The sequence below is a fragment of the Oxalobacter aliiformigenes genome (assembly GCF_027116575.1).
Classification (GTDB): domain Bacteria; phylum Pseudomonadota; class Gammaproteobacteria; order Burkholderiales; family Burkholderiaceae_D; genus Oxalobacter; species Oxalobacter aliiformigenes.
This window is the reverse complement of sequence record NZ_CP098252.1, coordinates 1,037,560-1,061,247: the sequence shown is the minus strand read 5'-3', so window position 1 is coordinate 1,061,247 and position 23,688 is coordinate 1,037,560. Positions and strand designations below refer to the sequence as shown.

The 23,688-nt window shown below is 58.3% G+C and carries 24 protein-coding genes; 19 read left to right on the top strand and 5 right to left on the bottom strand.

Annotation, left to right across the window (positions count from 1 at the left end; genetic code table 11):
• Window positions 1–8: 8 nt before the first annotated feature.
• From NB647_RS04915 to NB647_RS04905, 3 genes are all read left to right on the top strand, one after another.
• Window positions 9–791, top strand: coding sequence for a tetratricopeptide repeat protein (locus tag NB647_RS04915; protein WP_269284564.1), 783 nt, complete (start codon window positions 9–11; stop codon window positions 789–791).
• Window positions 792–982: 191 nt separating this feature from the next.
• Complete coding sequence (locus NB647_RS04910; RefSeq protein ID WP_269284561.1) at window positions 983–1,816, top strand: thymidylate synthase; 834 nt, start codon at window positions 983–985, stop codon at window positions 1,814–1,816.
• Between the two features lie 7 nt (window positions 1,817–1,823).
• Complete coding sequence (locus tag NB647_RS04905; protein ID WP_269284558.1) at window positions 1,824–2,429, top strand: GNAT family N-acetyltransferase; 606 nt, start codon at window positions 1,824–1,826, stop codon at window positions 2,427–2,429.
• 225 nt (window positions 2,430–2,654) lie between these two features.
• Here NB647_RS04905 and NB647_RS04900 read toward each other — a convergent pair whose 3' ends face one another.
• Window positions 2,655–3,017, bottom strand: a complete 363-nt coding sequence (locus NB647_RS04900; protein ID WP_269284555.1) for a hypothetical protein — start codon at window positions 3,015–3,017, stop codon at window positions 2,655–2,657.
• Between the two features lie 161 nt (window positions 3,018–3,178).
• Here NB647_RS04900 and NB647_RS04895 point away from each other — a divergent pair, with 161 nt between their 5' ends.
• Window positions 3,179–3,325 carry a hypothetical protein gene (locus tag NB647_RS04895; protein ID WP_269284553.1) on the top strand — a complete coding sequence of 49 codons (147 nt, stop codon included), beginning with the start codon at window positions 3,179–3,181 and terminating at the stop codon, window positions 3,323–3,325.
• Between the two features lie 153 nt (window positions 3,326–3,478).
• On the opposite strand, the gene NB647_RS04890 is transcribed toward NB647_RS04895, so the two are convergent.
• Complete coding sequence (locus NB647_RS04890; protein WP_269284550.1) at window positions 3,479–3,718, bottom strand: hypothetical protein; 240 nt, start codon at window positions 3,716–3,718, stop codon at window positions 3,479–3,481.
• A 134-nt stretch (window positions 3,719–3,852) separates the two neighbouring features.
• Here NB647_RS04890 and NB647_RS04885 point away from each other — a divergent pair, with 134 nt between their 5' ends.
• From NB647_RS04885 to NB647_RS04855, 7 genes are all read left to right on the top strand, one after another.
• Entirely contained in the window at window positions 3,853–4,662 is an 810-nt protein-coding gene (locus NB647_RS04885; RefSeq protein ID WP_269265499.1) for an SDR family oxidoreductase, read from the top strand.
• A 192-nt stretch (window positions 4,663–4,854) separates the two neighbouring features.
• The gene (locus tag NB647_RS04880) at window positions 4,855–5,397 is read left to right on the top strand and encodes a hypothetical protein (RefSeq protein WP_269284547.1); all 543 of its coding nucleotides are present in this window, start codon (window positions 4,855–4,857) and stop codon (window positions 5,395–5,397) included.
• Window positions 5,398–6,542: 1,145 nt separating this feature from the next.
• The gene (locus NB647_RS04875; RefSeq protein WP_269284544.1) at window positions 6,543–7,802 is read left to right on the top strand and encodes a hypothetical protein; all 1,260 of its coding nucleotides are present in this window, start codon (window positions 6,543–6,545) and stop codon (window positions 7,800–7,802) included.
• A 284-nt stretch (window positions 7,803–8,086) separates the two neighbouring features.
• Entirely contained in the window at window positions 8,087–8,380 is a 294-nt protein-coding gene (locus tag NB647_RS04870) for a DUF5334 family protein (RefSeq protein WP_269265495.1), read from the top strand.
• Window positions 8,381–8,582: 202 nt separating this feature from the next.
• On the top strand, window positions 8,583–9,035 hold the full coding sequence (locus NB647_RS04865) for a cyclophilin-like fold protein (RefSeq protein ID WP_269284542.1): 453 nt from the start codon (window positions 8,583–8,585) through the stop codon (window positions 9,033–9,035).
• Window positions 9,036–9,145: 110 nt separating this feature from the next.
• Window positions 9,146–9,757: a YdcF family protein gene (locus tag NB647_RS04860; RefSeq protein ID WP_269284539.1), complete on the top strand. Its 612-nt coding sequence runs from the start codon at window positions 9,146–9,148 to the stop codon at window positions 9,755–9,757.
• Window positions 9,758–9,930: 173 nt separating this feature from the next.
• Window positions 9,931–10,296 carry a rhodanese-like domain-containing protein gene (locus NB647_RS04855; protein WP_269284537.1) on the top strand — a complete coding sequence of 122 codons (366 nt, stop codon included), beginning with the start codon at window positions 9,931–9,933 and terminating at the stop codon, window positions 10,294–10,296.
• Between the two features lie 214 nt (window positions 10,297–10,510).
• On the opposite strand, the gene NB647_RS04850 is transcribed toward NB647_RS04855, so the two are convergent.
• Together NB647_RS04850 and NB647_RS04845 are read right to left on the bottom strand one after the other, a co-directional pair.
• Complete coding sequence (locus NB647_RS04850; RefSeq protein WP_269284534.1) at window positions 10,511–11,764, bottom strand: WaaS/CpsH family glycosyltransferase; 1,254 nt, start codon at window positions 11,762–11,764, stop codon at window positions 10,511–10,513.
• Window positions 11,761–12,768 (bottom strand): hypothetical protein, encoded by a 1,008-nt coding sequence (locus NB647_RS04845; RefSeq protein WP_269284531.1) that lies wholly within the window; start codon window positions 12,766–12,768, stop codon window positions 11,761–11,763. The genes NB647_RS04850 and NB647_RS04845 overlap by 4 nt, the downstream gene beginning before the upstream one ends.
• Window positions 12,769–13,463: 695 nt before the next feature.
• Between NB647_RS04845 and NB647_RS04840 the strand changes: the two genes are divergently transcribed.
• From NB647_RS04840 to NB647_RS04820, 5 genes are all read left to right on the top strand, one after another.
• Window positions 13,464–13,880, top strand: a complete 417-nt coding sequence (locus NB647_RS04840; protein ID WP_269265485.1) for an EamA family transporter — start codon at window positions 13,464–13,466, stop codon at window positions 13,878–13,880.
• A gap of 463 nt (window positions 13,881–14,343) precedes the next feature.
• A complete protein-coding gene (locus tag NB647_RS04835; RefSeq protein WP_269284529.1) occupies window positions 14,344–14,985 on the top strand; it encodes a tetratricopeptide repeat protein in 642 nt (213 codons plus the stop codon).
• Window positions 14,982–15,251 carry a hypothetical protein gene (locus NB647_RS04830; RefSeq protein ID WP_269284527.1) on the top strand — a complete coding sequence of 90 codons (270 nt, stop codon included), beginning with the start codon at window positions 14,982–14,984 and terminating at the stop codon, window positions 15,249–15,251. The genes NB647_RS04835 and NB647_RS04830 overlap by 4 nt, the downstream gene beginning before the upstream one ends.
• A 289-nt stretch (window positions 15,252–15,540) precedes the next feature.
• Window positions 15,541–17,049: an SEL1-like repeat protein gene (locus NB647_RS04825; protein ID WP_269284738.1), complete on the top strand. Its 1,509-nt coding sequence runs from the start codon at window positions 15,541–15,543 to the stop codon at window positions 17,047–17,049.
• Window positions 17,050–17,307: 258 nt separating this feature from the next.
• Window positions 17,308–17,475, top strand: a complete 168-nt coding sequence (locus NB647_RS04820; RefSeq protein ID WP_269284525.1) for a hypothetical protein — start codon at window positions 17,308–17,310, stop codon at window positions 17,473–17,475.
• A 962-nt stretch (window positions 17,476–18,437) separates the two neighbouring features.
• Here NB647_RS04820 and NB647_RS04815 read toward each other — a convergent pair.
• Window positions 18,438–18,665, bottom strand: a complete 228-nt coding sequence (locus NB647_RS04815; RefSeq protein ID WP_269284524.1) for a hypothetical protein — start codon at window positions 18,663–18,665, stop codon at window positions 18,438–18,440.
• 930 nt (window positions 18,666–19,595) lie between these two features.
• Here NB647_RS04815 and NB647_RS04810 point away from each other — a divergent pair.
• From NB647_RS04810 to NB647_RS04800, 3 genes are all read left to right on the top strand, one after another.
• Window positions 19,596–20,042 (top strand): RrF2 family transcriptional regulator, encoded by a 447-nt coding sequence (locus NB647_RS04810; RefSeq protein ID WP_269265481.1) that lies wholly within the window; start codon window positions 19,596–19,598, stop codon window positions 20,040–20,042.
• A 294-nt stretch (window positions 20,043–20,336) separates the two neighbouring features.
• Window positions 20,337–21,272: a cysteine synthase A gene (cysK, locus tag NB647_RS04805; protein WP_269284522.1), complete on the top strand. Its 936-nt coding sequence runs from the start codon at window positions 20,337–20,339 to the stop codon at window positions 21,270–21,272.
• 42 nt (window positions 21,273–21,314) lie between these two features.
• Window positions 21,315–23,660: a PatB family C-S lyase gene (locus tag NB647_RS04800; protein ID WP_269284520.1), complete on the top strand. Its 2,346-nt coding sequence runs from the start codon at window positions 21,315–21,317 to the stop codon at window positions 23,658–23,660.
• Window positions 23,661–23,688: the final 28 nt, after the last annotated feature.

Genomic DNA, 23,688 nt, shown 5'->3' with positions numbered 1-23,688 from the left:
GCGACGGCATGCCCGCCGACCCGCAGGCCGCCCGGGTCTGGTTCGAAAAAGCCGCCGCCCGCAACGACATCCGTGCAACAGCCTCGCTCGGCTACCTCTACCGGGAAGGCATCGGCATTGCGCAAAACGATGAAAAAGCGCGAACCTGCTTCGAAAAAGCCGCCAGCGCCGGCGACGCCTGGTCGCAAGACCAGCTGGCCCTGATGCTTGCCCAGGGACGCGGCACCCCTGCCGATCCTGCCGGAGCGAAAACATGGTTCGAAAAAGCCGCGAAACAGGGCTATGCCCCGGCCCAGTACCATCTGGCCCTCCTGCTGCTTTCCCCCCGCTCACCGGAAAAAAATCCGGACGAAGCCGTCACATGGCTCAAGCGAAGCGCCGACAGCGGCCATATCGACGCCAGCCACTTCTACGGCAGCATCCTCTATCTGGGCGTTAACGTCGCACAGGACATTCCCCGCGCCATCCATTACTTCACCGTCGCCGCCCGTGCCGGACACGCCGAATCCATGTTCCTTCTCGGGACGATCTATGCAAAAGGCAACGGCGTCGCCCGAAACGGAGACCGGGCACGCTTCTGGCTGGAAACGGCGAAACAGGCGGGACATGCCGACGCCGCCCGGGCGCTGGCGAAACTGGACGAGATGACGGCACCCGAAAAAACCGGAAAACCGGCAGCCGGCGAAAAAAACGCCGGACTGTCACAGGCACCGGTGGAAACGCCAGCCGGCCCAAAGCCGTTTCCTTCCGGACTCCATCAACCTCACCGGCCAATGTCCCTGAACCCGTGATACATCCCCCCACAACAATTGATTTTTCCCAGAAACGGCTCCCCCGGCTATCCGCTTCCCTTTCAAAAGAACGTATTAACCGCTAGAATGCTTCTTTTTCCACCCGATTCTCCGAAACAGTCAAACCGGAACAGAAAGCAGCCTGTCCGGACCGGTTTCAGGGACAAGCACTTACCGGAAACAACCGAAAAATGGAACGTCAATATCTGAACCTGTTGCAGGAAATACTGGACTTTGGTATTGACAAGGGCGACCGTACCGGAACCGGTACCCGCGCTGTCTTCGGCCGGATGATCCGGCACGACCTGAAAAACGGTTTTCCGCTTTTGACCACCAAGCGCCTGCACATCCGTTCCATCGTCTGCGAACTGCTCTGGTTCCTGCAAGGCGGCACGAATATCGGGTACCTGCACGACAACAAGGTCACCATCTGGGACGAATGGGCCACCGAAAACGGTGATCTCGGCCCGATCTACGGTGCCCAGTGGCGGGCCTGGGAAGGATCGGACGGCAAAATATACGATCAGGTATCCGCCGTCATCGACTCCATCCGCACCAACCCCGACAGCCGCCGGCACATCATCAGTGCCTGGAACGTCGCCCTGTTGCCGGATGAGAAAAAATCGCCGCAGGACAACGTCAGAGACGGCAAAATGGCTCTGGCGCCCTGCCATGTCATGTACCAGTTCCAGGTTGCCGCCGGCCGGCTTTCCTGCATGATGACCCAGCGCTCCGGCGACATCTTTCTGGGCGTGCCGTACAACACGGCCTCGACCGCTTTCCTGACCCACATGATCGCCCGGCAGTGCGACCTCGAACCCGGCGAAATCATTCACGCCATCGGCGACCTGCACCTGTACAGAAACCACTTCGATCAGGCCCGCCTCCAGCTCTCGCGCGAGCCGCGCGCCCTGCCGACGCTGACTTTGAACAAAAAACCGTCCATCTTCGATTACACCTTCGAAGACTTCGACATCGCCGGCTACGACCCGCACCCGGCCATCGCCGCCCCCATCGCGGTATAGACGCGGCATGCCGGCAAAAACGCAAGATACCGCAAACATCCGGTTCGTCACACCGGCCGACACCGAGACCCTGCTGGCGATCTACAGCCAGTACATCGACACCCCCGTCACCTTCGAATACACCCTCCCGGCCCCGGAAACATTCGCCGCCCGGATCGCCGCCATTTCCTCCGTCTGGCCCTGGCTGGTTTGCGAGGAAAACGGCACCGTCACCGGCTATGCCTATGCCCACCGGCTGATGGAAAGGGAAGCGTACCAGTGGAATGCCGGACTGTCGGTCTATCTGGATACCGCCAGCCGTTCGAAAAGACGGGGCACCGCACTCTACCGGACCCTGATCGACATGCTCGTCCTCCAGAATATCCGGACGGTGTTCGGCATCGTGACCCTGCCGAACGCCGCCAGCGAAAGACTGCACGAATCGCTCGGATTTTCCCGCACGGGCCTGTACCGCAATACCGGCTACAAATGCGGCAAATGGCACGACGTGGTCTGGTTCGAAAAAACCATCGCCCCCCACACCCCCGACCCGATTCCCTTCATCCCCATCGGGAAAATCGCAGCCGGACAGCTGGCCGCCATACAGCAGAAATATCGCCAGACGCTCCGGTGACATGCCGGCCCAATACCGGAAAGGCGGCATCCCCCTGCGGAAAACACATCACGACCTCATCCGTCCCCGGCTTGCAGAACATCGCCCCTATGCGCCCCGGAAAAGCAGGCGAACTCTCCGGCCGATGTTTCCCGATTCCTGAAAGAAACATACCGAACAAAACCGCGGACACCCGCACCCGCCGCGCCCGGGACAAACGGCTCCGGCAGCCATTACCGGTCTCCGTCACGATACAGACACGGCATGCCGGCAAATACACAATGCGCCGCGAACATCCGGTTCACCACAACGGCCTGCGAAAAACGTTCTCATAAAAATCCCGTTACAAACCATTTCCGGTCTCCCGCTCAGAAAAGAAATCCGGTCACGGGACATCTTCATGCCACCGGTCCGTTGCAGCGGCAAAACGCCAGCCGCGACTTCCGGATTTTCCCAACCTGCCGACGGCAGGACGGACACATCGTCCGGCAAATCCGCTGTTTTCTCTCCCCGTTTTTCGCCATTCGCGGCAATGCCTCCGGCAACGATCGTCCAGCCATACGGCGACCGGTCACCCTGCGCGACGATGCCCGACCTTTCCCCTCGCACCGCCATTCCGCCGACGAAACGGTTTCGCCCCCCTTTCCTCTCAAAAAATGCCGATGAGCGGAGCGATCGCCGTCAGGATTCCTCCAGTCCGTTTTGGCACTTGTCATTCCACATGTTTTATACAACAATATTTTTCATTGTTTTTCTCATTGGAACAAACAATGAAAAAACTCATCATCGCGTCTCTCGCCCTGCTGTTGTCTGCCTGTTTCCCCCCTCCCCCCCATCATGACGGCGGTCCGGGCGACAATGGCGGCATGCACAATCCGGGCGGCCCCGGACGGGGTCCCGGTGGCGGACACCGCTAAAACCGGAACTTGCCCCCGATCCGCCGGTATCCCCTGAAACAGGACGCCGGCGGCGGTATTCCCATTCCGCTGGAACGGGTGACGACAGTCACAACATACCGAACCTGCAACCACGACCGGATCGCCGATACCTTTCAGAAGACAATCGCGCCATCATCCGGACAACAGACTGTAGATATCCGAACGCCTCCGGCAGACCCGGAAACCACAGGCACCAGCCCGTTTTGCACATTCCTCCGGCAGGACGTTCCGCTCACCCGTACAGCACATCTCCCCGAAAAGGGCATTCGGCGATCGGCCATCGCCCCCGCACGCCGTTCCCCATTCCGGCCGGTCAGCCCACCTGCCTTTCATGGCCCCTTCGCCGCCCACGATACCGGCAATACGTTTCATCCATCGCATTTTCGGCCAAAAACACCGGAACCGGCCGCCCGACCTGTGCCATTTCCCACAGAATCCGTTACACTGGCAGACATCGCCAACCGTATCACGCCTGCCCCGGCAGGCCCCCCATCAGGAGTCAAAACATGGAAAACAACCGCCCGGAAAACGGAAAAGTCTGGTTCATCACCGGCGCCTCACGCGGATTCGGACTCGAGATCACCAAGCTGCTGCTGGAAAAAGGCCACCGCGTCGCCGCGACCACCCGGCAACTTGACCGGCTCGAACGCACCATCGGCCGCGAAAACGACCGGTTCCTTCCCCTTCAAACCGACCTCGTCAACGAAGCCTCCGTCAAAAACGTCCTGACGGAAACCGTCGGAAAATTCGGCCGTCTCGATGTCGTCGTCAACAATGCCGGCTACGGCCAGTTCGGTTACGTGGAAGAAATCAGCGACACACTCGTCAGACGGGAATTCGACGTCAACTTCTTCGGAACGCTAAACGTCATCCGCCATGCCCTGCCGTTCATGCGCCGACAGGGTTCCGGCCACATCTTCAACCTTTCGTCGATGGCCGGCTTCACCGGCTTTCCCGGCAGCGGCATCTATTGCGCCTCCAAATTCGCCGTCGCCGGCCTGTCCGAATCGCTGCGCGACGAACTCGCCGACTTCGGCATCCGGGTCACCTGCGTCAAGCCGGGCAACTTCCGCACCGACTTTCTGGCCGATTCCATGCAGTTCGAAGACACCGCCATCCCCGAATACACCGAAAAACGCGAGGCCTTCCACATGCTGCTGAAAAAAATGAACCGCCAGCAGATCGGCGATCCGGTACGCGGCGCGGAAATCATCCTGTCCGTTTCCGAAATGGCCGATCCCCCCTGCACCTCTTCCTCGGCCCCGACGCCTACAAGGTCGCCGCCCGGCAGATCCGGAAAATCCAGGCCGACATGAACAATATCGAACCGGTCGCTATCGACACGAACTATCCGGAATAAAAGCCGTTTTCCCCCGGCACACCCGCCGGGGCAGGGGAAACGGCCGGCAACTGTCGGCAGCCCCGCCAGTCTGCTACAATATCCCCGTATCGTGCCGCCCGGTATCCGCCGCGGCACATTTCGTGTATGTCACCAACCGCTCACCGCCATGCCGAAACCGTCACTGCCGTTCATACTCTGTGTTCTTTTTTCGCTGACCGTCGCCGCGATCACCGCCGCGCGCCCCGTCCGCGCCGACGACCTGTCGCAAGGCCTGCAACTCTATCGGGCCGGAAAACCGCGTCAGGCCATTCCCCTGCTGGAAAAAGCCGCCAAAGAAGGTCATGAAGAAGCCATCCGGGCGCTCGACCGGATCTATGCCGACGAAACCCCCGCCGTCAACATGACCGACGAGAAACCGCCTGCCCGTGAAACAACGGCGACAAAAACCGGAAAAACCGCCGGAAACGGCAACCGTGCCGAAACGGCACCGGCACCGGCACCGGTATACGAAAAAGCGACTGTCGCCGAAGACCCGAAAGAAGCGGCAGACCGCGCTTTTATGCGCAAACTGCTTCTCGCCGGCATCGCCGTCGTCGTCATACTGGCCTGCGCCATCCAGTACACCCTCCTTCGCCGGATGAGAAACCGGCAATACCGCCGCGCCCCCCCGGCCGGCAGCGGCCCGAAACAGCGAAAATCCGGCAAATGACAGATCACTCCGGAAAGGTTCCGGCCTGTGGAACCTTTCCGCACATCCTGCCCCCGGATCCATCATCCTGTCTGCCGATGCGGGCACCCCAAGTGAACAAGCTTTCCCCCGTGAGATGCTCGCATTGCCAACCTGTTGAAAATACACGTAAAATAAAAAATGTTCGGGAAACCTCCCTTATTTTCAGGTGAAAAGAAAGAGGTCCTCGCAAAATGCCTCTGAAACGCCCGGTTTACCGGGCCTGACAGGAGGGGCGGTCGCACCCTTTACGGGTGCGTGGATTGAAACGATCCGGCCAACGCCGCAGCCTTTTCGATCAGATCGGTCGCACCCTTTACGGGTGCGTGGATTGAAACTTAATCACAATATCGAACTCCAGTCCCTCGATTTTCGTCGCACCCTTTACGGGTGCGACCGGATCAGAACAAGACCGAATGTCCGGATATCCGGCATACAGCAGAACCGGCCGGAAATTCCCTCCTGAAAAAATCCGGAACAGGAGCCGCCCGTGAACGGTATCGGCACAATCCCTGACCAGAGATAAAACAACCGCATCCCGCCCGTTGTCGTGACGTAATATGGCGGCAGGCGACTGTCACGGGATACGACCTTACAGCCTGCCGGCACCATCCGGCGGCTTCGAACCGCTTGCCGGACATGACAATGCCGCTTTTCCCCGTCAGGCGGCATGCCTTTCCCCCGCAGAACACCTCGCCTCCACAGACAACACGGTACGACATTGTGGATACAGGATCACACCGGCTACCGTCTCTCGGGGAACAAACAGAAAAAAACCGGTGAATCGCCTGAAGGATGATTTCCGGCTGTTCACCAGCGGATTTTTTGCCCGTCCAGAGGAAAGACTTCCGGATTTTCCCCCGAACAGTCCGGAAACCGGAATTTTCAACCCGCTGTCCATGCGAAGTTCCGGTCTCTTCTCACCTTTTTCATCCATCCCGTTTCCGGCACTTTCGGCGACAACGACCGGAAACACCGTCCCGCTTCTTCCGCCACGCCCGGCCCGCCTTCATTTTTCCCCCGCGTCACCGTCCATTTGCGTCAATTGCCGGTTATACTGACCGCAACGCCCCGGACAGGAAAATCCGGCCTGTCCGGCCCCTCATATTCCAACCCGATTGCCCATCATGACCGACACAGAAAACGACAAGACCGTCTGGAATTTCTATCCTGCCGAACCGATCGCCGGCGTTTCGCACATCCCGCTGGAAGAAGACACGGAATTTTCTCCGGAAACCTTCACCTTCCGATTTCTGGGCTACAAAACCGGATACGGACTGAATGCCACGCTCTGGGGCAAAAAAGTCAGCCTGTCGCTTTTTATCGTTCCACCGGAAACGCCACGGGAAATCCTGCCGGGCGAATCGCAAAACAATACCGGAAACGATCCGGAAAACGCGCTGCCCGAAGAAAAACGGCAATATCTCGAAACATTGCGCAAAAAACGCGACGAACTGAAAGCCCTGCTGCCGCCTCCGGCGGATGAGGCACTGGAAGAACGGTACTGGCAATACATCGATTCCGAACGTTTCATCGGATCGTTCAAAAAAGCCGTCGCCATCTGGAACGACCCGATGCGAAGCCGCCGCGCCAAATGCGAACAGGTCGGCGCTCCCCTGACGGAAATGTACGGGGCACTGCAAACCCTGCAACTGCCCGACGAACTGGTACGGGACGACACGCAGTTCACGGTCATGCTGGCGAAAATCATGCAGTTTTCCCGCAAGGCCGGAGAAATCGCCGCCGAAAACGGCGTCACGCTGCCGCCCGAAGTCGCCCGGCTGACGCAACTGGCCGACACCCTGACAGACCGGATGATCGAAGGCGGCAACCGGCTCTACGGTATCCCGCGCGACATGACGCAGGAAGAACACGACGCCTATTCCGACCTGAAACTGGTCGCCCTGTATTCCGACAAACCGGCCAAAGAAAGGCTCTCCCTGCTGGAAACCCTCTGGGATTACCCGCTGGCCGATCTGGACGACAGGATCGGATTTCTGGAAAAAGCCATCGAACTGACCCGCGAAGAAGCCCTCCACTGTCCGGACGAGACACTCATCAACCGGCATCTGGCGGCGATCGGCGCCCCGATCGGCCAGCTGGAGGCGGAAGGTGAAGCGGCATGGCAACAGCAGATAGCGGAAAAACTGGCCGCCCCAATGGCGGCATGGCGCCAGTTTTCCGGACATCCCCCCGTACCGGCCGGCCAATGGGCACCGGACATCCGCCTGCAATCCGTCACCATCGAAACGCGGGAACGGGAAAACGGCGGCACAGACCTCCGGACAAGACTCCGGTTTCTGGACGATAACCGGGCATTCGACGGCCGGCCCATAGAGGCCGTCATCGAAAACGGTCAGGTGACGGATATCTCCGTCTCCGATTGAACATTTCACCGCATGGCCACACCGCCACCGGCCGGTCGTCGCAAACGAAGCGGCTCCTTCGGGCCGCGCCGGGGGCCGCCGGTTTTTCCTGCGCACGGCCCGTCCCCCCGGCCGGCGGAACAGACCGACCACACAGGAAAACCCGCCGTTTCATCCGGCATGTCCGGCAGACATCACGGACTCCCCTTTTCCCCGGCGGAAAACCTTGCGATTTTGCTGCTATCATGACGGCAGAGTCCGTCATTTGACGACATCGCGTTTTCCGAAACATCGCTCCCTGTACCATGAAAAAACTGATCCTCATCACCATCCTGTTTCCGATGACAGCCGCCCTTGCCTGGGACGGCATCGAACCCTCCAGCGGCACGAAAATCGAAATCACCTCCCGCCTCAGCAAGGTCAAAAAAGGCAATACCGTCGAAATTTTCGATCACGGCAAAAACGAATACCATGAAATCGAAATCGACCGGATTTCCAGCCACGGCCGGGACGTGAAATTCGAGGTCTACGACAAGGACACCGGAGAAGAAAGGGTCTTCATCATGGAAGGCGCCAGAAAACAGGCCACGGCCTCATAAGAAGCGACCCCCGGGCCATTTGTCTTTCGAACCGGAAATCCCGCCGGCTTTCCGCTTCCGCGATTTCCCCGGCAACCGGTACCGGACAGCCGCTTTCCGGACAGTCTCGCGGTACGGCACCTCACCGGCCGGAAACCGGAAAACGGTGTCCTCCTTCCCGGCTGTTCAAAAACCGCAAAGATATTTATCATGTGGCGCACGCTTGTCATCCCGGTTTCAGTCAGGCCGGCCTATCCGTTTTTCCGGCACGGGCAGCAAAACCGAAGCCACACGAAAGGAAACCATGATCATCACTATCGGCACCACCACACTTGACGTCGAACTGTACGACAACCACGCTTCCCGCAGCCTGCGAAAGACCCTCCCCCAGGAAATCCGCATGAGCAGCTGGGGCGACGAATATTACGGGGAACTGGCCCGGCGCATCGATTACGACGGCGACGCGTTGCGCGACGTCTTCGACATCGGCGAAGTGGCGCTCTGGCCGTCCGGCAACGCCCTTTGCATCTTTTTCGGTCCCACGCCGGCCAGTGTCAACGGAGAACCCCGCATGGCATCCGACGGTGTGGCCCTGGGCAAAATCACCGGCGACGTTTCCGTCCTCAAAAAACTGAAAGGCTCGCTCTCCCATGTGAAAATCGCCGCCCGATCCTGAAAACAGCCGGCAACCGATGTCCGCCACGTTCCCGACAAACGGCCCGGTCCCCGCCGGCCGACGCCCGCGCCCGTCACACACGGGAAACGGAGCCGGAGTACAATAGCGCGATGAAGAAAAGCCTCAAAATCCTCGTTATCGCCGCTTTCGTCTTCGTCGCCTATCTGTTCTGCTCGATCGCCCTCTTTTCCACCGTCGACCAGAAAAAAACGGCGGACGCCGCCATCATACTGGGCGCCGCCGCCTGGTACAAACGGCCGTCACCCGTTTTTCAGGAACGTATCCGGCACGGTATCTGGCTCTACGAAAACGGCTATGTCGGCAAACTGATCCTGACCGGCGGCAAATCGAAAAACGCTCCCTTTTCCGAAGCGTACGTCGCCCGCCGGTATGCCCTGTCGCAAGGCATACCGGAAAAAGACATCCTGATCGAGGAAGCATCCCTGACCACGCGGGAAAACCTCATCAACGCCCGCGCCATCATGGAAAAAAACGGTCTGGAAACCGCGCTCGTCGTCAGCGACCCCATGCACATGAAACGGGCAATGCAGATCGCCGGCGACCTCGGCATCACCGCCTGGTCTTCCCCGACACCGACCACCCGTTACGAAAGCTTCAGGGCCAAGGTCCTCTTTCTCGTCCAGGAAACCTGGCACATGATCGGCTACATCATCTACCCCAACGGCCTGCCGGAATGGCCCGCCCCGGGCAACGGCTCCTGATGCCGGCCTCCTGCCGGCCCGGCAATTTCCGCCATCTCCCGTTACAATAGAAAAAACCGGGAAAAACGCCGCATGGCTTTTTTCCCCTTCGTTTTCGTCATCCCGTTTCAGACCCGGAGGTTCCCATGCAACACACCCTGTCCCGCCACTGGCTCCATTCCCTCGCCATCGCCGTGCTTCTTGCCCTCGCCGGCATGGCGAACGCCGCCGCTCCCCTGCCGCCTCCCGGAGCGCTTTCCAGAGAAAACGCCCTGAAACTGATCCGGTCGCAAGGCCGGAAACTGGCCATCATCGACGTGCGCACCCCCGCCGAATTCGACAAGGGCCACCTCCCCGGCGCAACGCTTCTTCCCGTACAGGAGCTGGAACAGAACCTCGACAAAATCCCCGATGGCCCCGTCCTGCTCGTCTGCCGCACCGGCCGCCGTGCCGGCGACGCCTTCGGGATCATCCGCAAGGCCCGCCCCGGCAAGGAAAACCTCTGGTACCTGAAAGGCACTCCCGTCTATCATTCCGACGGAACGTACGAATTCCGCTAGAAACATCCCGGCCCGCGATACGGTTCCGGCCGGAACACCCATCGGCCGCCGGCGGGCCGGTTGCCGCCGTGACCGCATACGTCCCATACCGGTATGAACACGGTTTATTCCGGCACGCATGAATGTGCCGCCTACATGCAAACAGGCATGGTGCATTTCACCCGCCGTTTCCGCGCGCCGGAAAAAAGCGCCCCGCGCCATCCATATCCGGCATTCACCATTCTCGCGAATCGTACCGTTTCCGGATTTCAGGAGAAAGCGGCCTGAAATCGCCTTTCAGAAACGCTTCCAGACGCCCGGGTGAATCGTGGCCGATGACGAAAAAGCGTGACGGATCGTAAAAATCGCAATCCAGTACCATCAGGCGGTTGGTGATGACTTTCCGCCCGAGCAGCAGGGCCTCGGGAATACGGAAAGACAGTCCCTCGCCGGGATCGATGCGATACATGTCCACCATGATCTCCGAGCGTCCGATCATCTCCAGATAGGCCGGATACGGAATGCGGTTTCCGAACCGCTGTCCGGACAAAATGACGTGTTCACGGATATACCCCGCCACCGACGGAAAAAGCCGTACTGCCCTCTCGCGTATTTCCGCCAGACCATCCAGCCGGGAGCGATCCCCGTCGCTTCTGTACATCCCGACGAAAACATAAAAATAATGTCTGGCGGGTGAATCCACCGCTTCCATGACACGGCCATTCACGGCATTCGGTCTGAACGTGATATCCAGCCGCCGCGCATCGGCCTCATGATAGGATTCGGCACGATCGATGACTTTCCGGCCGATCAGATCATGAAGCTTTTTCCGCAATGCATCGGGATTTTTTCCCGCGGCCACCTGTTCCAGCATATCGTGAAACCGGAGACAGACCGTTTTGCCGGGATGCAGCAGCCGGTATGCTTTCAGAAGGTACGGATCGGTCACATTGCAAAATACCGTCATCCCCTTTTCACGCTCCATGAAACGCCTGCGCGAAAACAGGGCCAGCAGCCAGATCACCCGGTTCGTGAAAGCATGCGAATATTCCGATATTTCCCGAACGGAAAATTCGGGAAGATGTACCCGAAACATTTCGACCACATGTATGCCGGGCGTGAACCAGCTTTTCTCCCGTGAAGGCAGGAAAACCGAATCCACCAGATTGAATATCCCGGCAACCTGTTCATAATCGGTGAGAAAATGCCTGACCACGAAGCGTTTCACTTTTCCGAAAAACGACAGATTCCGTTTGTCCGGCCGACCAGCCAGACGGTATCTTCCCGACAGCAAGCCGGTCAGGGAAAAATCCTTCAAAGACCGGCCGGGTTCCACGTCCGGAAAATACTTTTTCAAAAGCGGCGGAACGTCCTGTTGCGTGGAACCGCCGGAAACCCGGTAAACCCGGAAACGGTCACGATCCGGAAAACGTGCCGAACCTGCGAGAAGGGACTTCCAACGGATGAACGCCTGCCAGGCCAGCATCATTTTTCCCAAGGGGCCGCGCGGGGAAAGCGCTCCTGCAAAAACCTTTCGCTCTCCGTACCGTTTCCGTCCGTGATATTGTTGAAGCAGAACGTTTTCGGATGAAAAATACCGAGATCGCGCTTCAGTTTCCGGACGTTGTCCCGCATTACCGTCAACATCTCGACAGGGAAAAACCGGTTGCGCAGACGGGCGGAAAAATTCACCCTGCCCGTGAACCGGACGGGACATTCATAAGTATTGATCATCTCGTAGGAAAACAGCACTCTGGAAATTTCATCTCCGGTACGAAAAGGCGCGGAATTGGCTTCTTCCAGTTCCGGATAGTCTTCCCGTGTCTGCCGGAAAAATGTCTTTGTATAGGCATCAATGGAATGGGCCGGTGTGTAAAAGGGAATTTCCAGCCCACGCTTTTTCCGGTACAGCATCCACGCCCGGACAACGGTTTTCAGCCAGTCCCGGCGATCGTCGTCATCCAGAATATCCGCCGCCACCTGTCGTGTCATCTCTTTTTCCTGTTCACGGCTCGCCCAGACGAGAGGACACCGGTCATAGTCATAAAAATCGGACACCTCCAGCGGACGGTTGAAAAACATGTCGTCATTGGCATACAGGAAATGCTCGGACAATCCGGGAATCCTGTCGAGATACATTTCAATCGCAATGGACGAAAAGAGCGGCAGCCGTTCGGCAGGAATGATTTGCCGGTGATCCACCACCGAAATTTTGGGATGGTCTTTCAGCCAAACCGGGCGCTGGCCGTCGGTCACGATGAAAATATGCCGGATCCAGGGAACGTTTTCAAAGGCGGACCGGAGGGAATACCGCAATTCATCGTGCTGGACATAACGCACATCCCCCGCATTGTCTTCCGTCAGGACATGGCCGAACGCCGCCATCCGCGCGGCTTTCCGGGCGGCAAATGACGGATCGGAACCGTCGCACCACAAATAGACCAGATCGACCTCCAGCGGGGTATATATCCTGTTTTCCGTCATGCTTCCCATTTTCCTTGCCGTCTGCCGGGATATCGCCGGCACAACCGGCCACCCGGCGCCTTGCCCGGAAAACACTTGCCGCTCAAGCCGTCCGCACGACACCGCAAAATCGTCTCGCCGGACCGGCCATGCCCCCTGCCGCGTCCCGCATCCGTTTCCGACTTCCTCCAAGAAACATTAACGGTGCTTTCGAACTTCGTAACCCGTTGATTTATTGGCTTCTTATGAAAACAAAAAGCTGCCGTCCAACCGGACACGATGGATTTTGCCGTGAAATTTCCGTAAAATTTGTCCGAATAAATAAGGCCTTACGCGGAAAATCGGCTTGTTGCAGGCGTCTGTTAATGTTTCTTAGCGGATGTTTTTTCGCAACACTTCATCCGCTTTCCGGCACTTCAGCGGAAACGGCCATTTCCACAGGCTCTTGACTGTCCAGCCGGCAGAAACAAAAAACCGCGGACGAAACCGCCCGCCAGAAACCGCCATCCGGACGGCAAAACATATCCGGGACACTGGCCGGAGAACGGAAACGGTGCCCGGAAAAGCCTTCTTCTTTTCCCGTCTTTCAAAACGGATTGATTCTTGTTTTCATCTGGTGTACAACATGCCTGTCCGGCACCGTTTTCCGGCAGCGACAGTCCATTTTTCCCGCCGCTGGCCCGGTGCCTTTCCAATCTGTTTTCAGACGAAACGGAACAAACGCCATGTGGAAAACCTATGCCGTTGCCTCGGCCTTTTTCGCGGCCCTGACCGCCATCTTCGCCAAACTCGGCGTCAGAGACGTCAATTCCGATCTGGCGACAGCCATCCGTACCCTGATCATCCTGTTTCTGACCTGGGGCATCGTTCTGGCCGGCAACCATTTGGGTGAAGTCCGAACCCTCGGCAAAAACACCTGGATATTCCTCATTCTCTCCGGTGTCGCCACCGGCCTGTCCTGGCTCTTCTATTTCAAGGCCCTCCAGAACGGCGATGTGTCGTTCGTCGCTCCGGTCGACAAACTGAGCGTGGTCATGACCATCATCCTTTCCTTCATCATCCTGAAAGAACCTCTCTCCTGGCGCGCCATACTCGGCGGCCTGATGATCGCCGGAGGAAGTCTGGTTCTGCTGACGAAATAACCCGTCGAAAACCGGCCGGACAGCCGCAAACGGGAAAACCCCCACCCGTCAGGCCACCCCTCTTTTCGCCGCGACCGGTTCGGAAAAACGCCGTCGAACCGTGCCGGAAAAAACACGACATGGCTGCCCCCCTTAAAACAGGCCGGAAGGGAAATCCGGGCACCGGAGATCCGTAACGAAACGGCAGGTGGGCTCCTCGTTTCGGATCGCCCCGGACGACGGCATCGGCACAATCGGCCATCCGGTACAAAAACACACCGGCAAACCGTCTCCTTCCTGAAAACCGCCGGAGCGGATACCCATGAAAGATTCAGGGTACCGCCCGCTTTATCCGTTCATCGCGTTTTCGACATGCCCCGGGCCGGCTGCCGGAAAATCCCGTTCCCGAACAGACAGGCCGGCTGCCGGCATAATGCCCGTTTCGGGTTTACAATAAAGTTTTGACCGTTTTATTTCGCCTGCCATGTCCCGACCGATCCTCCAAACGCTTGCCGCATTCGTCATCGCTGCCTTTTCGCTGGCGGGCTGCCAGCGGGAAAAAGCACCGGCCACGCCAGAAGCGGCGACCGTGTCCTCCCCTTCCGTCGATCCGGCCGCCGAACTGTCCAGAGCCCATGACGGCGACGCCCGGGCCCAGCTGCGCGTCGGCCTGCTCTATCTCAGGGGCGAAGGCGTCCCGCAGGATTACCGCGAAGCCCGGTTCTGGATCGAAAAAGCGGCCCGGCAAGGACTGGCCGATGCCCAGACCCGTCTGGGAACGCTCTACCGGGACGGAACGGGCAGCGCACCCGATCCGGAACTGGCGCGCCAGTGGCTGGAAAAAGCGGCCGGCCAGGGCCATGCCGAAGCGCAAATCCGGCTGGCCCGGCTGCTTCTGGCAGACAGTCTTCACGCCGAAAACATCGCTATCGCGCGACAATGGCTGGAGAAAGCGGCAGCCCAGGGAATGGACGAAGCCAGAAACGTCCTCTCCGGCTTTTCCACCGACGGCAAAAACACCATCGCCGACTTCGGCAAAATCCGGTCATGGCTGAACGCCGCGCCGCAAGAGCTCCCGTCATCCGCCAGGGATGAAACGTCCGGCCTGTCCCGGCCGGAAAAATGACCGGATCTTTCCGGCCCGCTGTCTCCCATCTCCGCACCCTGCCGGGTTGTGGACGGAAACCGGACCAGACCGCCATCGCCGCCTTCATCCTGCCTGCAAACGGCCCGAATATCCCCGGCCCCTCTCTTGTCACCGAAAGCAATGCCCCACCCGCCGGAATTTCCGGCCAGCCCTCCGCCCGTGAAACGATTTCAGCCAGTACACCGGCCATTCACGAAACAGGCCGCTATCGCCCCGACAGAAAAACCGCGAATTCATTGCGATAGGTCCCGGCATCCCCCTATACCGCAACACCCCTTACCGGCGAAAAACGGATACATCCGTGCAGAATCTCTTCCCGGTTGCCGCCACCGGCCGGCAAACCATTCGTAACAGCCCCCTTCCCCTGCCAATTTCCCGCACACGGAAACCGGCAAAGACCGGCACCCGCAGGGCAGCCCCCCACCGGCCCGGACAGCAGCGAAACCCTCCCCGCCTGTCCAGGACCATTCCCATCGGCCGGCTTGCCTGTCATAATGGACACCGCACCCGGTCAACCCTTATTTTTCCGTGATTATGCAAACCGGCCTGTTTCGCCCATTCAGACACCTTGCCGCCATCGTCCTGATCGCATCCGCACTCCTGCCCCTTCACGCCGAAGTGAACGGGCAAACCCCCTCCGGCACGACAGATACGGAAAAAAGTGCTCCCCCTTCGGCCACACAAAAGCCGGCTTCCGAAACACCGGTTTCACCGGCAGAAGAAGGTATCCGGCTCTATCAGAAACGGCAATACGCAAAAGCCCTTCCCTACCTGATGGCCCCCGACGCGCAAAAAGACCCGCTCGTGCAAACCGCGCTGGGCAACATGTTCAGCATGGGACTGGGAGTGGACGCCGATCCCGGAAAAGCGTTCGACTGGTACCGGAAAGCGGCCCAACAGGGCCATCCCGTCGCCCAGCTCTACACGGCCTATTCATGGGAAAAAGGATTCGGCACCGCGAAAAACAGCCGGGAGGCGTTCAAATGGTATCAAAAGGCCGCCCGAAGCGGCCTTCCGGACGCCTGCTACAAGCTCGGCTATCTGACCGAAAAGGGAACCGGCACCCGCGCCAGCCTGAAACAGGCGCTGGAATGGTACCGGAAAGCGGCCGAAGGCGGCAACGCGGCGGCGCAGACCCGGCTCGGACGCGCCTACAGCGAAGGAGAAGGCGTCAGGCGCGACTATCTGGAAGCCGCCCGCTGGTTCTACCGGGCGGCCGAACAGGGCAATGTCCAGTCCCAGACCGCACTGGCCTGGCTCTATGAAACCGGCTTCGGTGTCGGAAAGGACGAACCGCGCGCCGCGCGCTGGTACACGAAAGCGGCCCAACAGGGATACGCCCCCGCCCAGAACAACCTCGGCTACCTCTACGACAGCGGAACCGGCGTCATGCAGGACTTCGCCACCGCCCGCAAATGGTACGAAGCCGCCGCGGTGCAAGGAAACGTTTCCGCCATGGTCAATCTGGGACAACTCCACTACCTCGGCCACGGCACCCCCCAGAATTATGCCCGTGCCGCCGAATGGTTCGCCAAAGCGGCGGAAAAAGGCCACCCCAGAGCCATAAACAATCTCGGCATGGCCTATCTCGACGGCATGGGCGTCGAAATGGACCGGAAAAAAGCCGGGCAGTACTTCATCCGGGCGGCAAAACTGGGCAACGCTCACGCCCAGTACAATCTGGCGACCCTCTACGTCCAGCATCCCGACGTCCTGACTGCAGCGGGCCGGACGAAAACGGATGCCCTGGCGCTGCAATGGTTCAGAAAAAGCGCGGCAAACGGCCATCCCGCCGCGATGGAATATCTGGCTGACGTGTACCGTTACGGCAAACTGGGCCAGCGCAAAAACCCGAAACTGGCGGAAAGCTGGCAGAAAAAAGCCGACGCCATGCTGGAAAAGGAAAAAGCGGCGCAAGCCGTTCTCCCTCTGCCGCAAGGCAGTCCCTCCACACCGCCCGCCCCGTCCGGCACAACAGGCGGACCGGCAAAAGAAAAAACCGCCGGGCCGGCCGACAAATACGACGAAGACTGGCTCAAATAAGTCCCAGAACACAGGACGGCAACATCACGGAATCCAGTCTGCCGGCGGAAGAAAACCGTCCGCGATATCCACCGGATCAGGCACAAGGATTCCCGGCTTTTTCCTGCCGCAACGGCAAAAGAAGGCTGGCGGGTACATCCGGAAAAATGCGCCTCCCCGGCCGGGGCGCGGAAAAAACCGGTATCATCATATGTGCCCTCTGGCAAAGGACGCCCTGAAACCGGATACCCCGGCAAATTCATATCCGCAAAAAACACGATGGCCGATTTGACACGTATTCCCGTTTCCGAACCGCTCAGACAGCGTTTCATCACGGAAATCCGGGAAGCATTCCGGAAAAGTCACGAAAAAGAATACGGGCTCCGCAAACACCCCATCCTTCCGGTGGAAGACATCGAAAAATCCTTCGGCGCACGGGAGTACTGAAACATACTTCGCCGTCATCGTTATCGACCGGGAAACCGGACGCAATCGTTATCCGGGAAGCGACATAAAAACGGTATCCCGAAATCCGCATCCGGGAAACACAATCCCCCTGTTACGAAAAATGCAACATTCATTTTTATCCCAACAAGTGCGGATTTCATCTCGTCGAGTCCTGCCAGTGTGGCCACAAAGCCCCTCACCGGCAAGGCGAAAAAGCCGGCGGCCTTCCCACAAAAACGGGAAAAAACTTTTTCAGATTCGAAAAAACCACGAATAAGCCGGCTCCGCCCGGCAGTCCCGCCAGCAAGTGGAGATTTCCCGATATCCCCCCGTTTCTTCCCGCCGGAACAGAAACGGATACCCCCCTGCCGGCACGAACCTGCATGAAAAAACGGTGTGATTCCTCTACCCGCCCGGCCGGTCGCCCCTCATCCCGGCAAAATCCCGTTTCCCGCATACCGCCGACACCGGCCGGCCATTCATTCCCCGAAATCCCCCACAATGCGGAAACGCACGGGAACCGTGTCCAACCGAAACGGACAAATCCTGCCCGCCAGCCGGGCTGCCGGTTGCAACCGGCCTTTTCAGGGAAAGAAAGACACCATGTATCACGACAATAACCGCCTTCCAAAGGAACCCCGCAACAAATCCCCCGGTTTTTCCATACCGGACAATACTGGAACATCCGGCTTGAACGGATCACTCCGGACACCCGTTACGCCGGATATTTCCCCATACGGACAACCGGAAAAAACCTTGCGTCAAACGGACAGACATCCCCCGTACAGAAACCTGCCGGCCAGAGACAAACCATCGAAAAAAAGGGGAAAAACCGCAAGGATATGCGAAAGGACGGAGAAGAAAATGCGAAATGACGGGCAACACAGGAAAAAACCGTTTTGCCGGATCGCTTCCGGTTCCGGTACGCGCCAGACGGTGCGTACCGGAACCGGAAAACCGGATCAGCTCCGGTTTGCGCTGGCGTCTACATCATAACTGGCATGATGAGTGCTGAGACCGGAGAAAGTATCCGCATCATAAACACTTCCCAATGCATAAGGCAGCGGATTGAATTCCGCTTTCTGCCGGGAACCGTATGCGGAGCCCAGAATGACACCGATTGCCAGAAAACAGACAAAAACAGCTCCGATAAAAGAGCCAACGACCTGGGATTTGGTTTGAGTAGACATCATATTCACCTTGATTTTTCAAAAACTCGCTCTCCTGCTTTCATTTTTCAAAACTGACGCTCCATAAGGTTTAATGTTGAACTCAATGTTGCCTTTTTTTCACCGGAGAGCATCCGTGAAGGCGACAAGTCATGTTTTAAAACATGTCCGATACGGCTTCAAGAAGGTTTTTCAGACGTATTTATTCGGATTTTTCGGCAAAAATCACGAAAATCGATGAAAATGCCCTAAAAAATGGCCTAACCCTATGATTTCAAATAATAATTTTATCGAATAATTCTTCTGTTTTTCCTGATGTATTCTTTTGGAATCATCGATAAAAACTAACTGGAATCGACGGAAAACAGCCCAAAGAGCGGCATGGCGAAAAAACCGGCAGATTGTTTTGTCGCTCCGGAAAAGGCCAAATGCCCCGTCGCCCCCGGCCCGGCAAAACCCGGAGAAAAGACCGGAACATCCGGGGAAACCGGTTTTTCCCGGAGAGCCGAAAAACACGTTTGATCGAATCCGTCCCTTGTTCACCCGGTTCCCAAGCCGGAGAACGGCGCATTGACAGCTCCATCAGACCGACGCAGGCCTCCGGAAACAGGACAACGGAACAAAAAAAGAAAGTGGCAAAGAGGATGGAGACCTGCCGGCCCGTCCAAAAAGAAAATGCGGCTCTGGCGAAGCCGCGTATGGGGTTTTCGATCGGTTCCGGTTTCCGGGGAAACCGTCCATCAAGTCCCCGCCGTTTCATTTTAATACGGACTCTTCCTTTTTTTCAAGCGCTTTTTGCCGGATCGGCCGGAAAAAAATCCGCCGGAAATTCCCGCGAAACAATAAATTTCCATAAATTCCTAGCTTTCATATAGGAAATAGGTATAATAATGGAAACCGATTCATTTTTACGGACAATTCACTGCTTTTCAGGACACTGGACAACGCAAAATGAAAATTTCGACCAAAGGACGATACGCACTGCGCTTCATGATCGATCTGGTGCAACACGGCGGCGACAGTTACACGTCGCTGAAAGACGTGATCGCACGGCAGGATATTTCACCGAAATATCTGGAACAGATCGCCACCGCGCTCGGCAAGGCCGGCCTGATCCAGAGTGTGCGCGGGCCACAGGGCGGTTACCGGCTTTCCCGCGCTCCGGAAGAATACACGATCGGGGACATTCTGCGGCCGATCGAAGGCGATTTCGCCTGCGTTTCCTGTCTGGAAAACACGCCGAACCTGTGCCCGCGTTACGAAAACTGCACGGCCGTTCATTTCTGGGAAGGTCTGCACAAGGTCATACTCGATTATCTGAACTCGACGACCTTAAAAGAGCTGGCTGAGCGGCACCAGACCGAACCGTGCACTGACGCCTATGATTTCGTCATATAAAAACCGTTTTATACAAAAAACCAGGGAGACAACATGAACAGGCCATCTCCGGACACATCCATTCCGGACTTTCCAATACCCGCCGCGACGGAAAACCGCCGCCGTATGGCAAGCGTCTTGCTGCCGAAAGAAGCAGGGACCATCCCCTTTTTTCCTGCCGCGTCCATCTGTTGTCGTTTTCCCTTCCGAATGTGTCCGGTCTGAACCGGACTATCCGGTTCATCCGTTCCGATTGACTGTTTTTTCCGATCTTCAACCGATTTGATTGATTTAACCAAATTTCAAGGAGTGACCATGTCCAATATCGCCAAAAGCGCCACCGATCTGATCGGCAACACCCCGTTGCTGGAACTGACCCGCTATAATGCCAAAAACGCGCCGGATGCAACCATCCTCGCCAAACTGGAATATTTCAACCCGGCCGGCAGTGTCAAGGACCGCATTGCCAAAGCCATGATCGACGCGGCCGAAGCCGACGGCAAACTCGTCCCCGGCTCCACCATCATCGAACCGACATCCGGCAATACCGGCATCGGTCTGGCCGCCGTGGCGGCCGCCCGCGGCTACCGCATCATCATCACCATGCCTGACACCATGAGCGTCGAACGCCAGAAACTGATCCGCGGCTACGGCGCCGAACTCGTTCTGACCGAAGGCGCCAAAGGCATGAAAGGCGCCATCGAAAAAGCGCAGGAACTGGCCGCGTCCATCCCGGGCAGCTTCGTCCCCCTTCAATTCGACAATCCGGCCAACCCGGCTGCCCACAAGGCAACCACCGGCCCGGAAATCTGGCGCGATACGGACGGCAAGGTCGATATCTTCGTCGCCGGTGTCGGCACCGGCGGCACGCTGACCGGAACAGGCGCGTTCCTGAAAGAAAAGAATCCGGCCATCAGGGTCATCGCGGTCGAACCGGAGAGCTCTCCGGTTCTGTCCGGCGGCAAACCCGGCCCGCACAAGATTCAGGGAATCGGCGCCGGATTCGTGCCCAGGGTACTGGATACCGCCATTTACGACGAAATCCTGCCGGTACCGAACGAAGCCGCCTTTACCACGGCACAGGCACTGGCCCATACGGAAGGCGTACTGGTCGGCATCTCGTCCGGTGCGGCCCTCTGGGCGGCCACCCAACTGGCCAAACGTCCGGAAAACCGTGGCAAGACCATCGTCGCCCTCCTGGCCGACAACGGTGAACGCTACCTGTCCACCGCCCTGTTTCCCGATAACTGAAATGGCGGCGTTAACCTGAAACAATAAAAAAGAGACGAACAAATGGAACTGGAAACCCTCTGTATCCACGGGGGAAAGGTGGACACCGACAAAAGCGGTGCCATCTCGACCCCGATCTACCAGACAGCCACCTACGCCCATCCCGCACTGGGCCAGAGCACCGGCTATGACTACACCCGTGATACCAACCCCACGCGTGACGCACTGGAAGCGGCCATGGCGAAACTGGAAGGCGGTTCGGCCGCACTGGCCTTCGCTTCCGGCATGGCAGCCGCCACCGCACTGATGGAAATGTTCTCGCCCGGCGACCATATCGTGGCATCCGATGATCTGTATGGCGGCAGCTGGCGTCTCTTTCACCGCATCTCGATGAAAAACGGACTTTCGTTCGACTGGGCCGACACATCCGATCCGGAAAAAACCGAAGCGCTCATCCGGCCCGAAACGAAAGCCATTTTCATCGAAACGCCGACCAATCCGCTCATGCACGTCACCGATATCCGGGCCATCGCCCGTATCGCCAGACGACACCGGATCCTTCTGATCGTGGACAACACGTTTTTATCACCGGTTTTCCAGCGCCCGCTCGAGCTGGGCGCCGACATCGTACTGCACAGCGCGACCAAATATCTGGCAGGACACAACGACACCGTAGCCGGCATACTGGTATGCCGCACGGACGAACTGGCCGAAAAACTCAAGTTCATCCGGCTCACCACCGGTGCGGCACTGGCGCCGTTCGACAGCTGGCTCGTTTTGCGCGGCCTGAAAACCCTTTCCGTACGCCTGAAAAAACAGGAAGAAACGGCCCGGCAAATCGCGCTCTGGCTGGCATCGTGCCCGAAAATCGGCAAAGTGCATTACCCGGGACTGCCCACCCACAAGGGACATGGCATCTCGCTTGGACAGGCCTCCGGTTTCGGTGCGATGATCTCGTTCGAAGTCACGGAAGCGGCCGGTGGCGAAGGACTGGTCAGAAACATCCTCGAAAAAGTTTCGCTCATCCGGTTCGCCGAAAGCCTCGGCGGAACGGAAACGCTGATCACCTATCCGGCCACCCAGACCCATGCCGCCATTCCCGAAGACGAACGCAATGCCCGCGGCATCACCAATCGCCTGCTGCGCCTCTCCGTCGGGCTGGAAAGCGCGGACGACCTGATCGCCGATCTGGCCCGGGCTATGGATATCGCCGTCAGCCGCGACGACCCGTACCACTTCGATGAAATCATCGACCGCACCGGCACCGGCTCGCTCAAGGTCGATTTCGCCGAAGCCCGCGGCAAGCCGAAAGACGTCATCCCGATGTGGGTCGCCGACATGGACTTCCGGTGTCCGCCCGCAGTCACCGCCGCCCTCAAAAAAATGACGGAACACGCCATCTACGGCTATTCGGAACCGAAACCCGGCTATTTCAGCGCCTTGCAAAACTGGTTCTCCCGCCGTCACCACTGGGACGTCAGGGAAGAATGGCTCGTCAGGACACCGGGCGTGGTCTTCGCCCTCTGCGCGGCCATCCGGGCTCTGACGAAAGAAAACGATGCCATCCTGATCCAGCCGCCGGTCTATTACCCGTTTGCCGCCTCCATTCGCGACAACCGCCGCAAACTGGTCGAGAACCAGCTGGTACTGTGCAACGGCCGTTACACCATCGACCTGGCCGATTTCGAACGCAAGATCATCGACAACAAAGTCCGGCTGTTCATCCTGTGCAATCCGCACAATCCGGTCGGCCGCATCTGGACGAAAGCCGAACTGACGGCAATGGCCGACATCTGCCGGGCCCATGACGTCAAAATCGTTTCCGATGAAATCCATGCCGATTTCGCATTCCCGGGCCATGCCTACACACCGTTCGGCACACTGGGCGACCCGTATCTTCGGGAAGCCGTCATCTGCACGGCCCCCAGCAAGACATTCAACATCGCCGGACTGCAAGTCTCGAACATCTTCATCGCCGATGAGGAAATCCGCCGCAAATTCCGGCAGGAAATCGACGCGACCGGATACAGCCAGATGAACACGGCCGGACTGGTCGCGGCACAGGCCGCATACGAAGAAGGGGAAGAATGGTTCAATGCCCTGCTGACCTACCTGACCGGCAATCTGGCGATACTGCGCCAGTTCACCGAAAAACGCCTGCCGGGCGTGACCCTGATCGAACCGGAAGGCACTTACCTGCCCTGGCTCGACTTTTCCGGCACGGGCATGAAAGGCAAGACACTGGATGATTTCATCGTGAACGAAGCCGGCCTCTGGCTGGACGACGGCGAAATCTTCGGTCCCGGCGGCGAAGGTTTCGCACGCATCAACATCGCCTGTCCCGCCGTCATCCTGAAACTGGCGCTCGAACGACTTGAAGCGGCCCTGAAAAACCGGAAAAACCGCTAGGGCTTCTCATGGCGGACATCCCCCTTCT